We start from the raw sequence: 12,857 nt of genomic DNA, 5'->3' as shown, positions 1-12,857 counted from the left end.
CTCGGTACTGCCTTCCGTGCGAGTTCTAGTTCGGCCGCCGTGGACCGGCGAGCGGCAGCGGTCGCCCGGTGGTCACCGGTCCCGCCCCGCACCGGCGGAGGGTACCGCTGTGAACAGCCGGGGTTCGGTCAGGTGCGCCTGCGCGAAGGCGTCCAGTACGGCCTGCTCGATCCGCGGCCGGTCGGCGACGGGCACGAGGGCGATCGCGGAACCGCCGAAACCACCGCCGATCATCCGGGAGCCCAGCGCGCCGGTGGCCAAGGCGGTGTCGACCGCGAGATCCAGCTCGGGGCAGGAGATCCGGTAGTCGTCGCGCAGGCTGACGTGCGAGCCGTTGAGCAGCGGCCCGATCTCGGCGTACCGCCCGGCGCGGAGTTCGTCCACTGTGGCCAGCACCCGGTCGTTCTCGGTGACGACGTGCCGCACCAGTGGCCGGAGTTCCTCCGGAAGCTGCGGCAGCACCGTCGGCAGCTCTGCCGCGGTCACGTCGCGCAGGGCCTTGCGCCCGAGCAGCTCCGCTGCGCGCTCGCAACCCCGACGGCGTTCCCCGTAACCGGATTCGCTGTGCGAATGCTTCACGCGGGTGTCGATGACGAGCAGCTCCAGGCCTGCGCTGAGCGGGTCGAACGGGATCTGCTCGGCGTCGCCGGAGCGCACGTCGAAGAACAGCGCGTGCGCCTCCGTGCAGGCCAGCGAAGCGGTCTGGTCGAGCAGGCCCGTCGGCGCCCCGGCGAAGTCGTTCTCGGCCCGCTGCACCAGGCGCGCGATCTCCCCGAGGCTCGGCGCGCCCGGCTGCCCCGGCGCGGCGTGCGCGGTGTCGAGCAGCGCCAGCGCCGTCGCGCACTCCAGCGCGTGCGAAGAGGACAGACCGGCACCGGTCGGCACGTCACCGGCGATCACCAGGTCGGCCCCGCCGAGGGCGAAACCGGCTTCGCGCAGCGCCCAGGCGACCCCGGCGGGGTAAGCGGCCCAGCCGGTGGGCGAGCCCGGTCGCAGCTCGTCGATGCTGGTCTCGGGACTGCGGTGGAGTCGTCCGTCGCTGCCGTAGGTCGCCGTCGACAGGAGCCCGTCGGTGCGGGGCCGGATCGCGACCGCGGTGCGGTGCGGCAGGGCGAAGGGGAGCACGAACCCGTCGTTGTAGTCGGTGTGCTCCCCGATGAGGTTCACCCGGCCTGGGGCGGACCAGACCGCGTCGGCGGCACCGCCGTGCTCTTCGGCGAACGCTGCCGCCGCGCGCTCGGCCGAGGTCACTTGGCGTGCACCATGACCGCGTGCGCGATGCCGGTGGTCAGCTCGGTGGTGCCGTTGTCGCCCCGCACCTCGATCGGCTTGTTCGGCCCGATGACCGACATGATCTCGACCTCGTTGCCCGGCACGACGCCGACGTCCTTCAACTCGGTCATCAGGTCGGGGTCGAGCTGGACGTGCTCGGCGATGCGGCGGATGACCGCCCGCCCACCGCCGTTGCGGGCGATCTCGTCGACCCGCTGCAGGTCACCTTCGGCCGAGGTCTCGGTGTCGTCCACGCCGAGCTCGTCGAGGCCGGGGATCGGGTTGCCGTAGGGGGACGTGGTGGGACGGCCGAGCAGCTTGACGAGCTTGCGCTCGACGGCCTCGCTCATCACGTGCTCCCAGCGGCACGCTTCGTTGTGCACGTGCTCCCACTCGAGACCGATCACGTCGACGAGGAGCCGCTCGGCGAGGCGGTGCTTGCGCATCACGCTGACGGCGCGCGCGCGGCCGGTCTTGGTGAGCTCGAGGTGCCGGTCTTCGGCAACGGTCAGCAGCCCGTCGCGCTCCATGCGGGCCACCGTCTGGCTCACCGTGGGGCCGCTCTGCTCCAACCGCTCGGCGATCCGTGCCCGGAGTGGAACAACGCCCTCTTCTTCGAGGTCGTAGATGGTGCGCAGGTACATCTCAGTGGTATCGATGAGATCGTTCACGTCGGCTCCCCATTCAGTCCCAACCACGATGCTAGTCGCCCCGGGCGACAGCAGTCAGCGGTCGGGGAGTTGACTGCCAGGATTTTCGACCGACCTCGTCGCCGGGCTACGAAAGGCCGTCCAGATGGATCCTTTGATCAGTACCGATGATCTCATGGCCGCGTTGGCGGAGCAGGCACCCCCGACCCTGCTCGACGTCCGTTGGTCGTTGCTCGGACCACCCGGCCGGGACGCCTATGAAGCGGGCCACCTGCCGGGCGCGGTGTTCGTCGATCTGGACGCCGAACTGGCCTCGGAACCCGGTCCGGCGGGCCGCCACCCGCTGCCGGAACCCGGCGACTTCGAAGCCGTCCTGCGGCGGGCCGGGGTGGACGCGGACCGGCCGGTGGTCGTCTACGACGCCGACAACGGTTCCGCCGCTGCCCGCGCTTGGTGGTTGCTGCGCTGGGCCGGACATCGGGAGGTGGCGGTGCTCGACGGCGGGTATGCGGCGTGGACCGCGGAGGGACGGCCGACCACGACCGAGCAGCCGCAGCCGGCCGAAGGCGGGTTCCGGGTCCAGCCCGGCTCGATGCCGGTGGTGGACGCCGACGGCGCAGCGCAGCTCGCCCGCGAGGGAACGCTGCTGGACGCGCGCGCACCGGAGCGCTACCGCGGTGATGTCGAGCCGATGGATCCGCGGGCCGGGCACGTTCCGGGCGCTCTGAACGCACCGTTCGCCGCGCACGTGGACGACACCGGGAAATGGCGTTCCCCGGAGGAGCTGGCGGCTCACTTCACCGCGCTCGGCGTCGGCACGGGCGGGGCGGTCGGTGCGTACTGCGGTTCGGGCGTGACGGCCTGCTCGGTGCTGCTCGCTCTGGAGCACGCCGGAGTGACCGATCCGCAGCACCCGGCCGCGCTGTACGCGGGCTCGTGGTCGAACTGGTCGGCAGACCCGGACCGCCCGGCCGCGACCGGAGAGGAGGCGGGCTGACCGAACGATCCGGCCCAGCTCGATCAAGCGCAGCGCAGTGTCCTGGAACACTGTGTTGGCGGACACAGGGCGGGTAGCGTCCGGGCCATGGGTTCTCAGTGCGCAGTGGTGTGGGACGAGTCGCTGCTCGACTACGACCTCGGCGGGCACCACCCGCTGCATCCGATCAGGTTGGACCTGACCATGCGGTTGGCGAGGTCGCTCGGAGTCCTCGACGGCGTCGAGGTGCTCGAGCCGGAACCGGCGACCGAGGAAGACCTGCTGCGGGTGCACACCCGGGAGTACATCGAGGCCGTGCGCGCCGCGCCGATGGCGGGCTGGGAGGTCGGCCACGGGCTCGGCACGGAGGACAACCCGATCTTCGATCGGATGCACGAGGCCGCGGCGCTGATCTCGGGCGCCTCGATCCGGGCCGCGGAGCAGATCGTGTCGGGCAAGGTGGACCGGGCGTTCAACATCGCGGGCGGGCTGCACCACGCGATGGCCGACCATGCGGCGGGGTTCTGCATCTACAACGATTGCTCGGTGGCCATCGCGTGGATGCTCGAGCAGGGCGTGGAGCGCATCGCCTACCTCGACGTCGACGTGCACCACGGCGACGGCGTGCAGGCGGCGTTCTACGACGACCCGCGGGTGATGACCATCTCCCTGCACCAGCACCCGCTCACGTTGTGGCCGGGAACCGGGTTCAGCACGGAGATCGGCAGCGGTGCGGCGGACGGCACGGCGGTGAACATCCCGCTACCCCCGGGGACCGGGGACGCGGACTGGCGTCGCGCGTTCCACGCGGTGGTGCCCTCGGTGCTGTCCGCGTTCCAGCCCCAGGTGCTGGTGACGCAGTGCGGGGCCGACGCGCACCGCGACGATCCGCTGGCCGACCTGTCGAAGAGCGTGGACGGGCAGCGCGCCACCTACCAGGACCTGCGGGAGCTGGCCGACAGCTGCGCCGGTGGCAAGTGGCTGGCGCTGGGCGGTGGCGGGTACTCGCTGTTCCGCGTGGTGCCGCGCGCCTGGACGCACCTGCTGGCCACCTTGTTGGACCGGGACGTCGCGCCGGAGACGACCATCCCGGAGGATTGGATGGCGCATGCGGTGCGGGTCTCCGAGAACGTGCCGCTGCCGACGTCGATGACCGATGGGGCCGACCCGTCGTTCGAGCGCTGGACGGGGGTGACCGCGTCCTCGGTGGACACCGCGATTCGCGACACCCGGCACGCGGTGTTTCCGTTGCACGGTCTCGACCCGGTCGACAGCCGCGACTGAGGAGTCCGAAGTGGACGGAACGGTTCAGGGGCAGGAGAAGGCCCCGGAGGAAGTGGAGTACCCGCGGCAGTGGGAAGCCGACGTGGTGCTCTCCGACGGTGGCACGGTGCACATCCGGCCGATCACCGGCGCGGACGCCGAGAAGCTGATCGCCTTCCACGGGCGGCTCAGCGACCGGACCCGCTACTACCGCTACTTCGGCCCCTACCCGCGGATGCCCCAGCGCGACGTGGAGCGCTTCACCCACGTCGACTACGTCAACCGGGTCGCGCTGGTCGCGCTGCTCGGGGACGACATCGTCGCGGTGGGCCGCTTCGACCGGCTGGGCGAGCAGCGGTCGGCCGAGGTCGCGTTCGTGGTGGAGGACTCGCACCAGGGGCGCGGTCTCGGGTCGATCCTGCTGGAGCACCTCGCGGCCGCCGCTCGGGAGCGGGGGTTGCAGCGCTTCGTGGCCGAGGTGCTGGCGGAGAACTCGACGATGGTGCGGGTGTTCCGCGACGCCGGGTACCAGGTGAGCCGCGCGATGGAGGAAGGCGTCGTGCACCTGGAGTTCGACATCGACCTCACCGAGGAGTCGGTCGCGGTGGCCCGCGCCCGGGAGCAGGCCGCCGAGGCGCGCAGCGTGCACAACCTGCTGCGACCGCGGTCGGTGGCGGTGATCGGGGCTTCCACCGACCACCGCAAGATCGGCCACGCGGTCCTGACGAACCTGCTCACCGCGGACTTCTCCGGGCCGGTGTACCCGGTCAACCCGGAGCACCGCTCGGTACGGGGCGTGCGCGCCTACGCCTCGGTGCTCGACATCCCGGACGAGGTGGACCTGGCCGTGGTGGCGATCCCGGCCGCCGGCGTGACCGAGGTGCTCGACGACTGCCTGGCCAAAGGGGTCAAGACCCTGGTCATCGTCAGCTCCGGGTTCAGCGAGAGCGGTCCGGCCGGGCGCGAGGTCGAGCGCGCGATGGTCCGCGAGGCCCGCGTGCACGGCATGCGGGTGGTCGGTCCGAACGCGCTGGGCGTGGTCAACACCGCCCCGGACCTGAGGCTGAACGCGAGCTTGGCCCCGCAGCTGCCCGGCCGCGGGCGGACCGGGTTCTTCTGCCAGTCCGGTGCGCTCGGGGTGGCGATCCTGGCCACCGCGACCGAGCGCGGGCTGGGGCTGTCGACGTTCGTCTCGGCGGGCAACCGCGCCGACGTATCCGGCAACGACCTGCTGCAGTACTGGCAGACCGACCCGGCCACCGACGTGGTGCTGCTCTACCTGGAGTCGTTCGGCAACCCGCGCAAGTTCGGCCGGCTGGCGCGCCGGTTGGCCCGCAGCAAGCCGATCGTGGTGGTCAAGTCGGGGCGCAACGCGGTGCGCCCGGGGTTGGCGGCGACCTCGGTGCAGGTGGACGAGACCAGCGTGCAGGCGCTGTTCGAGCAGTCCGGTGTCATCCGCGTGGAGTCGGTGGCGCAGATGTTCGACACCGCGCTGCTGCTGGCGCACCAGCCGCTGCCGCAGGGCGATCGCGTTGCGATCGTCGGCAACTCCTCGGCGCTGGGCATGCTCGCAGCGGACGTGGCCCAGGCCCAGGGGCTGCAGCTGGCCGGCGATCCCGTCGACGTGGGCGCGTCGGCGGGGCCGGAGGACTTCGCCGCCGCAGTGCGCGACGCCGCTCTGCGCGAGGACGTCGATGCGCTGGTGACAGTGTTCGCGCCGCCGGTAGCGGTTCCCGGGACCGCTTACGCGCGGGCCATGCGGGAGGCGTTGCAGGAGGCCGACGTCGCGCGGTCCAAGCCGGTGGTGACGACCTTCCTGGCCGCCGAAGGCGTGCCGGACGAGCTGGTGGTGCCGGGTGCGGACGGCATTGCGGGCAAGGGGTCCGTCCCGTCGTACCCGAGCCCGGAGCGCTCGGTGCTGGCCCTGGCCAGGGTGACCCGCTACGCGCAGTGGCGCGCCGCGCCGCAGGGCCATTTCGTGCGGCCCCCGGACGTCGACGCCGAGCGGGCGCGGACGCTGGTCGAGGGTTGGCTGGCGGCCGGTGTCACCACGCTCGAGGACAAGCGCGTGCTGAGCCTGCTCGCCTGCTACGGCATCGACGTGGTGCCGTTCCGCCGGGTGAGCAGCGTGGACGCAGCTGTGGCCGCGGCAGAGGAGCTCGGATACCCGGTCGCGCTGAAGACGGTCGACGATCAGCTCCGCCACCGCAACGACCTCGTGGGAGTCCGGCTCGACCTCGGTAGCGCTGATGCGGTGCGCGCGGCCTACGCCGACATCCACGGGGTGTCCGGGATGGACGAGGTCTACGTGCAGCGGATGGCGGTGCGCGGAACTTCGTGCGTGATCGACCTGATGGACGACCCGTCGTTCGGCACGCTGGTGTCCTTCGGGCTTTCCGGGGTGGCCAGCGAACTGCTCGGCGACAAGGCGTACCGCGCGCTCCCGCTGTCCGATGTGGACGTTTCGGCGCTGGTCCGCGCGCCGCGGGCGGCGCCGCTGCTGGCGGGTTACCGGGGCAGCGAGCCCGCTGATCTCGCGGCGCTGGAGGACCTGGTGCTGCGGGTGGCGACGCTGGCCGAAGACCTGCCGGAGGTGCGGGAGCTGGCGTTGCGCCCGGTGCTGGCTTCGCCGGCGGGTGCTGTGGTCACCGGGGCCAAGGTCGCCATCGGGGAGTCGCCCGCGGTGCTGGACACCGGGCCGCGGCGGCTCCGCTGACGCCCTGTCCGAGACGCGAGCGTTCCGTTAATCTGTGCCTCGTGGACACCGAAACCGCCGCTGGCATCCCGGAGCCCGACGCACCCGCTTCGGTCGTGCTCGGCCTGGTCTCGGCCGGACCGCACCGGATCAAGGTGCGCGCGGCCCAGCAGGACGACCCGAGCAGCCCGGTGGTCGTGCTCGTCCCCGCCATGGGCGTGCCCGCGCGCTACTACCGGCCGTTCGTGGCCGACTTGCACCGCCAGGGCCTGACCGTGGTGACCTACGACCTGCGCGGCCAAGGTGAGAGCAAACCGCAGGCGGCCCGCGGCGTGCGCTACAGCTACCAGAGCTTGATCGACGACCTGGACGGCGTCCTCGACCTGGTCGGATCGGTGCTGCCGCAGGCGCCGCGCTTCCTGATCGGGCACAGCCTCGGCGGCCAGATCGCCATGCTGCACTCGGCACGCCACCAGGGGCGGGTGCAGGGCGTCGCGCTCATCGCCTCGGGATCGGTGTGGTTCCGGAGCTTCCCCGGCTACTACAAGCTGCGCACGCTGATCGGCACGCAGGTCGTGGCCAGCGCCTCGACGCTGCTCGGCTACTGGCCAGGCCACCGCTTCGGCTTCGGCGGTCGGCAGGCGGCAGGTCTGATGCAGGACTGGGCACGTCAAGCCCGCACGAGCAAGTACCGCCTCAACGGCTCGACCACCGATTACGAAGCGGCGTTGGGCGAGATGCGGATGCCGCTGCTGACCGTCAGCGTCGCGGGGGACCGGTTGGCGCCGCAGTCCTCAGTGGACCACCTGGCGGGCAAGGCGCGGCACGCGCTGCGCACGTCCAAGCACTACACGCGGGACACGTCCGGCGCGGAGAACCTCGGTCACTTCAGCTGGGTGCGCAACGGCGGTGCGCTCTCGCAGTGGATCCGGGACTGGATCGCGGCCGCGCACGAGCCGTCCGTCCACTCCTGAGCTTGAGATGACGAGGCGGGTGGGACGTCGATCCCACCCGCCTTCGCATCAGCAGACCGAGTCGGTCGGTTTCGGAACGCCGAGGCCGAACAGCGGGCGCAGCTTCAGCCCGATCCAGGTGCCAGCCAGGGCCAGCAGTCCCCAGACCCAGCCGTGCAGCGAGAACGAGGCGATCCCGGAGAAGTAGGCGCCGATGTTGCAGCCGTAGGCCAGGCGCGCCCCGTAGCCCATCAGCAGGCCCCCGATCACCGCCGCCAGCACCACCTTCGCCGGAAGGCGCTTGACCAGCACGAACGCGCCCGACGCGGCGGAGGCGACCAGTGCGCCGACCATGATCCCGAAGTCGAGCACCGAGGTGGAGTCGGCCAGCAGCGGACCGGCCAGCGACGCAGCCCGCTCGCCCTGCCAGTAGGGCCAGCTCGCCACGTCGACGCCGACCGCCTGCAGCGCCTTCGAACCCCACAGGACGAATGCCGAGGTGATGCCCCACGGCGAACCGCGGGTCAGCAGCACGACCGCGTTGAGCGCGGCCAGCAGGATCGCGCCGACCCACAGCGGCCACGAACCGCGCAGTACCCGCCACAGCCCGCGCGACGTCGGCGGGCGACCAGCCGGGGGAGCGTCGTGCCGACGAGCCCACCGGGTCGCCGCGAACCCGATCGCACCCAGCACCGCCAGCTGCACGATCAGCGCGCCGAAGTAGCCCAGACCGGTGTCCTCGGCCAGCGAGAAGGATCCGAGGGTGATCGAATCGGACGTCCACAGTGGAAAGTGCAGGGCGCCCAGCACGGAACCGCAGATGAAGAAGAACAGCGTGACGACCAGCAGGCTGTTCCCGCCGCCGACGGCGAACAGAGTTCCCGAGGCACAGGCGCCGCCGAGCTGCATGCCGATGCCGAACAGCAGCGCGCCGACGACCAGGCCGAGACCGACCGGTGAGACGTTTCCTTCCACCTCGCCGCCGAAGAACGACACCCCGCCGGCCAGGATCGGGGCGAACAGAATCGACGCCGCACCGAGCATCAGCAGGTGAGCCCGGATTCCCTCGGTCTGCCCGACGGAAACGAGCTGCCGCCAAGCCGAGGTGAACCCGAACCGGGAGTGGAAAAGGGTCAGTCCGAGGGCGAGCCCGAGCGCGGCCAGCACGGCGGACTTCACCCCGACCACGGCGGCTGCGGCAGCAATCAGGGCCACAGCTGCGATCACGCCGACGGTCAGCGGAACCCACTGCGGTTTTCCCTGCGGTTCTTCCGGGGGCGCAGTTCTCTCTGGGGCGGATGTGGCAGTGGTCGACATTTCTCGTCACTCCAAGGCTGGAAGTGGATCGCATCGACCAAACCACGACCAGGTGACCGATTACCAGCAGTTCCGGACTGTGGGAAAGCTGTTGAGGATCGGTGCGATTTCCACGCAACCCGCCGCGCGGCCCGTTCCGTCTCTAGGGCATGAGACGCCTACACACCGCAATGGGTGCGGGGGCTCTGCTCCTTGCGCTGGCCGCCTGCGCCCAACAGCCGACGAATGAAGTGGGTTTCGGTGGGCAGCCGCCGGCACCGCCGGGACCGGTGCAGCCGAAACCGGAGAACGAACGCACCCCCGTCGCCGAGGGCTCGCTGGACTCTTCGGCGCTGCCCAAGGGGTACCCGACGAAGGTCTGGACCCAGGACGACGGGACCGCCCTCGTGGCCACCGGTCAGGAAGGCGGCTGCAGCAAGGTGCACGCCGAGGTGGCCGAGCAGACCCCGCAGCTGGTCAAGCTCGTCCTGGTCGAGGAAACCCCGGAGCCACCGGGGATCTGCACGATGGACCTGCGCTACCCGCCGGTGGCGGTCCGCCTGGACGCCCCGCTCGACGCCCGCAAGGTCGTCCTGGAACAGCGAGACGTCAAGGTGCCGCGCTGATCGTTGGCGCACAACGGAATCCTGCCGAGAGGACACAGTGAGGTTTTCCATCCTCGTCCTGCGTGGCGGTGCCGGTCATGCCTCGCAGTCGCAGACCAGACAGGATGGAAAAGGCTCATTGAGTAGATGAGGAGAACGCCGTATTTCCAAAGGGAGGTGGGGCTCCTGAGGAAATGCGGCGTTCTCCGCTGGTGCGGGTCGAGTTCTCGTCCTGCCGGAGAAAGCTCGACCCGCACTCAGATGTTTCTAGTTCGTGCTCATTCCTTCAGCGGTTGAAGGAGATCTGCAGGGTCGGCTTGGTGGCTTCGGCGAAGAAGTCGTCGCCCTTGTCGTCGACCACGATGAAGGCCGGGAAATCCTCGACCTCGATCCGCCAGACCGCCTCCATGCCGAGCTCGGGGTACTCCAGGACCTCGACCTTGCGGATGCAGTCCTGAGCCAGTCGGGCCGCCGGGCCACCGATGGAACCGAGGTAGAAGCCGCCGTGGGTGCGGCAGGACTCGGTCACCTTGGCCGACCGGTTGCCCTTGGCCAGCATGACCAGCGAGCCGCCCGCGGCCTGGAACTGCTCCACGTAGGCGTCCATTCGGCCCGCGGTGGTGGGGCCGAAGGAACCGGAGGCGTAGCCGTCGGGCGTCTTCGCCGGACCGGCGTAGTACACCGGGTGGTTGCGCAGGTACTCGGGCATCGGCTCGCCGGCGTCGAGGCGCTCGGCGATCTTGGCGTGCGCGATGTCGCGCGCCACCACCAGCGGACCGGTCAGCGACACCCGGGTCTTGACCGGCAGCTTGGACAGCTCGGACCGGATCTCGTCCATCGGGCGGTTCAGGTCGATCTTGACGACCTCGTCGGACAGCTGCTCGTCGGCCACGTCCGGCAGGTAGCGGGCCGGGTCGCGCTCCAGCTGCTCCAGGAACACGCCCTCCGGGGTGATCTTGGCCTTGGCCTGGCGGTCCGCGGAGCAGGACACCGCGACGCCCACCGGCAGCGACGCGCCGTGGCGCGGCAGCCGGATGACCCGCACGTCGTGGCAGAAGTACTTGCCGCCGAACTGCGCGCCGATGCCGAACTGCCGCGTCATCTCCAGGACCTGCTGCTCCATCTCGACGTCGCGCAGCGCGTGCCCGGACGCCGAGCCCTCGCGCGGCAGTTCGTCGAGGTAGCGGGCGGAGGCGAGCTTGGCGACCTTGAGGTTGAACTCGGCGGACATGCCGCCGACCACGATCGCCAGGTGGTAGGGCGGGCAGGCCGCGGTGCCCAGCGAGCGCAGCTTCTCCTCGAGGAACCGGCCGAGCCGCGTCGGGTTCAGCAGCGCCTTGGTCTCCTGGTAGAGGAAGGTCTTGTTCGCGCTGCCGCCGCCCTTGGCCATGAACAGGAAGTCGTACTGCGGATCGGTGCCGGCCTTGGAGTACAGCTCGATCTGCGCGGGCAGGTTGCTGCCGGTGTTGCGCTCTTCCCAGAAGTTCAGCGGAGCCATCTGCGAGTACCGCAGGTTCAGGTCCTGGTAGGCGTCGAAGATGCCGCGCGCCAGCGCCTGCTCGTCCTGACCGCCGGTGAGCACGGACTCGGTGCGCTTGCCGATCACGATCGCGGTGCCGGTGTCCTGGCACATCGGCAGCACGCCGCCTGCCGAGACGCACGCGTTGCGCAGCAGGTCGGTCGCCACGAACCGGTCGTTCGGGCTGGCTTCCGGGTCGTCGATGATCGCACGCAGCTGGGTCAGGTGCGACGGGCGCAGCAGGTGCTGGATGTCCTTGATCGCCTCGCTGGCCAGGGCGGTGAGCGTGGTCGGCTCGACTTCCAGGAAGCGCCGCCCCGCGGCCTCGACCACTCGAACACCTTCGTCGGTGACCAGGCGGTATTCGGTGTTGTCGGGGCCGAGCGGCAGTACCTCGGTGAAATCGAACTTCGTGGTGGTCACGTCGCGGCTCCTTTGCGCGCGTTCGGGTTACGCGATGCCCCATGTAACCGCGTGGTGGATCAGCGCGTCCACGGGGGTGGCTCAGGTGTGACGAAACGCCTCCGACCGGTGTGCGGGGAGCGGTGCGGAACCTGCGACGCTGGCAGCAGGACTTGTCGCCGCACTTCGAGCGGTGCCCGCAGCTACGGAGGTCACTTTGTCGACGACGGATCCACTCGACCGGCTGGTCAACCTTCGCGACCTGGGCGGACAGCCCGTCGGGGACGGTGCGATGACCCGAACGGGCGTCGTCTACCGCAGTGATGCGCCGCACACCGGCGATCGCGCCCCGGACGGCATGCCGAGCTGGCCGCCGAAGGTGGTGGTCGACCTGCGCGATTCGTGGGAGACGGAGGGCAAGCAGCACCCGCTGGCGGAGGTCGCGGAGGTGCGCCACATCCCGCTGCTGGAGGACCTCGACGAGGTCGAGCTCGAGCTCGACGACTCGGCGCACGACCTGACCAAGCTCTACCAGACGATCTTGCAGGGAGCCTCGAAGAAGCTGGTCGAGGTGTTCCGCATCGCGCTGGAAGCCGACGGCCCGGTCCTGATCCACTGCGCTGCGGGCAAGGACCGCACCGGGGTGTCGGCGGCCATGCTGCTGAGCGCGGTGGGGGTCCGCGAAGACGCGATCGTGGCCGACTACGCCCGCACCGACCAGAACATGTTCGGGGTCCTCAAGCGCCTGGACGCGGCCCCGGTCCTCCCACCAGGTGTGGACGAGGAAGTGGTCCGAGAGCTCATGTCGACTCCCACCGAGGCGATCGAAAGCGTCCTGGCGACCTTCGCCGCCCACGAAGGCGGAGCGGCGGGCTGGCTCCGATCCCACGGAGCCACGGAACAAGAGCTGACCCGCTGGCGCCACAAGTTCACCCCGAAGCCCTGACCGCACCAAGACGAACGGCCTGTTCACCTCAAAGCACGAGGTGAACAGGCCGTTCGCGCAAACCCAGTGCGACCCTCAGAGCGTCGAGCCGAGGGCCCGCCCAAGTAAGGGTCGGGAGGTCGGACCCGTCCAAACGACGACCCCGGCCTCCCGGAGAAAGCGGCGGAAACCCACCGCGAAGCCAAAGAACAAAACCCCCAAGCCCAAAAACCCTGCCCCCACCACCCCAAAAGGTCAACAAGCCAACCGGGTCAACAACAAAACCTCGGGGGGACCAACC

10 protein-coding genes are annotated in these 12,857 nt (G+C 70.4%); 6 read left to right on the top strand and 4 right to left on the bottom strand.

What is annotated here, in order from left to right:
- Window positions 1–72: 72 nt before the first annotated feature.
- Both galK and OU415_RS08255 read right to left on the bottom strand, forming a co-directional pair.
- Window positions 73–1,251 carry a galactokinase gene (gene galK, locus OU415_RS08260; RefSeq protein ID WP_270947999.1) on the bottom strand — a complete coding sequence of 393 codons (1,179 nt, stop codon included), beginning with the start codon at window positions 1,249–1,251 and terminating at the stop codon, window positions 73–75.
- A complete protein-coding gene (locus tag OU415_RS08255; protein WP_270947998.1) occupies window positions 1,248–1,943 on the bottom strand; it encodes a metal-dependent transcriptional regulator in 696 nt (231 codons plus the stop codon). The genes galK and OU415_RS08255 overlap by 4 nt, the downstream gene beginning before the upstream one ends.
- 124 nt (window positions 1,944–2,067) lie before the next feature.
- Here OU415_RS08255 and OU415_RS08250 point away from each other — a divergent pair, with 124 nt between their 5' ends.
- The 4 genes from OU415_RS08250 (at window position 2,068) to OU415_RS08235 (ending at window position 7,830) form a co-directional block, all read left to right on the top strand.
- A complete protein-coding gene (locus OU415_RS08250; RefSeq protein WP_270947997.1) occupies window positions 2,068–2,919 on the top strand; it encodes a sulfurtransferase in 852 nt (283 codons plus the stop codon).
- 87 nt (window positions 2,920–3,006) lie between these two features.
- On the top strand, window positions 3,007–4,182 hold the full coding sequence (locus OU415_RS08245) for an acetoin utilization protein AcuC (protein WP_270947996.1): 1,176 nt from the start codon (window positions 3,007–3,009) through the stop codon (window positions 4,180–4,182).
- Window positions 4,183–4,192: 10 nt separating this feature from the next.
- Complete coding sequence (locus tag OU415_RS08240) at window positions 4,193–6,877, top strand: bifunctional acetate--CoA ligase family protein/GNAT family N-acetyltransferase (protein WP_270947995.1); 2,685 nt, start codon at window positions 4,193–4,195, stop codon at window positions 6,875–6,877.
- A gap of 41 nt (window positions 6,878–6,918) precedes the next feature.
- Complete coding sequence (locus OU415_RS08235) at window positions 6,919–7,830, top strand: alpha/beta hydrolase family protein (protein WP_270947994.1); 912 nt, start codon at window positions 6,919–6,921, stop codon at window positions 7,828–7,830.
- A 48-nt stretch (window positions 7,831–7,878) separates the two neighbouring features.
- Here OU415_RS08235 and OU415_RS08230 read toward each other — a convergent pair whose 3' ends face one another.
- Entirely contained in the window at window positions 7,879–9,126 is a 1,248-nt protein-coding gene (locus OU415_RS08230; protein ID WP_408641821.1) for a YeeE/YedE family protein, read from the bottom strand.
- Between the two features lie 269 nt (window positions 9,127–9,395).
- Between OU415_RS08230 and OU415_RS08225 the strand changes: the two genes are divergently transcribed.
- Window positions 9,396–9,731, top strand: coding sequence for a hypothetical protein (locus tag OU415_RS08225; RefSeq protein ID WP_270947992.1), 336 nt, complete (start codon window positions 9,396–9,398; stop codon window positions 9,729–9,731).
- Window positions 9,732–9,996: 265 nt separating this feature from the next.
- Here the strand turns inward: OU415_RS08225 and OU415_RS08220 are convergent, their stop codons facing one another.
- Window positions 9,997–11,652, bottom strand: a complete 1,656-nt coding sequence (locus OU415_RS08220; protein ID WP_270947991.1) for a fumarate hydratase — start codon at window positions 11,650–11,652, stop codon at window positions 9,997–9,999.
- 172 nt (window positions 11,653–11,824) lie between these two features.
- Between OU415_RS08220 and OU415_RS08215 the strand changes: the two genes are divergently transcribed.
- On the top strand, window positions 11,825–12,577 hold the full coding sequence (locus tag OU415_RS08215) for a tyrosine-protein phosphatase (protein ID WP_270947990.1): 753 nt from the start codon (window positions 11,825–11,827) through the stop codon (window positions 12,575–12,577).
- Window positions 12,578–12,857 lie beyond the last annotated feature (280 nt).

Origin of the sequence: Saccharopolyspora oryzae (assembly GCF_027853915.1) — a bacterium.
Taxonomy (GTDB): Bacteria; Actinomycetota; Actinomycetes; order Mycobacteriales; family Pseudonocardiaceae; genus Saccharopolyspora; species Saccharopolyspora oryzae.
This window is presented reverse-complemented; position numbering and strand designations above follow the sequence as displayed.

Bases quoted from the DNA above. Each gene is read 5' to 3' on its own strand.
- OU415_RS08250 (WP_270947997.1), top strand. From the start codon at position 2,068: ATGGATCCTTTGATCAGTACCGATGATCTCATGGCCGCGTTGGCGGAG.
- OU415_RS08230 (WP_408641821.1), bottom strand. From the start codon at position 9,126: ATGTCGACCACTGCCACATCCGCCCCAGAGAGAACTGCGCCCCCGGAA.
- OU415_RS08245 (WP_270947996.1), top strand. From the start codon at position 3,007: ATGGGTTCTCAGTGCGCAGTGGTGTGGGACGAGTCGCTGCTCGACTAC.